The organism is Neisseria sp. SLRRB23, assembly GCF_050896295.1.
GTDB lineage: Bacteria > Pseudomonadota > Gammaproteobacteria > Burkholderiales > Neisseriaceae > Neisseria.
Genome location: NZ_JBPBFH010000147.1, coordinates 1 through 388, shown reverse-complemented (window position 1 = coordinate 388; position 388 = coordinate 1). Strand labels below are relative to the sequence as shown.

Here is a 388-nt window from a genome sequence, read left to right as displayed (position 1 = left end):
CGGCATACGAGATGACGTCGAGTCTCGTGGGCTCGGAGATGTGTATAAGAGACAGATCCGCCACCGCATCGAAGACGTTATCAGCGAAGAGCAAAAACTGTCTTATGCCGGTCGTCCAAGCAGCGCATCGCCTGCAAACATAACACCGGCGACGGCATTATTTCCGCGCTGCAAGTCTTGGCGGCGCTGCAAATCCTGAACCAAGACCTCGCCACCGTTTGCGCCGACTGGCAGCCGTATCCGCAAACGATGATTAACGTGCGCATCCAAAACGGTTTCCAACCATTTGAGCCGACTGCGCGTGGAAGGTCTGGTGGACTTTACGCGTTACCACCGCATTATCGAATACCTGTCTCTTATACACATCTCCTAGCCCACGAGACTCGAC

1 protein-coding gene and 2 pseudogenes are annotated in these 388 nt (G+C 54.6%); all 3 read left to right on the top strand.

All coding sequences use genetic code 11. The annotated features are described in order from the left end of the window. A partial coding sequence (locus ACRPFF_RS11585) for a hypothetical protein (protein WP_432674679.1) occupies positions 1–199 on the top strand: 199 nt, incomplete at its 5' end. Continuing rightward, positions 136–276: pseudogene (gene glmM, locus ACRPFF_RS11580) on the top strand (phosphoglucosamine mutase); the annotation flags it as partial. The gene ACRPFF_RS11585 and the pseudogene glmM, both read left to right, overlap by 64 nt. Continuing rightward, positions 275–349 (top strand): annotated as a pseudogene (locus ACRPFF_RS11575) (ArsR/SmtB family transcription factor); the annotation flags it as partial. The pseudogenes glmM and ACRPFF_RS11575, both read left to right, overlap by 2 nt. Positions 350–388: the final 39 nt, after the last annotated feature.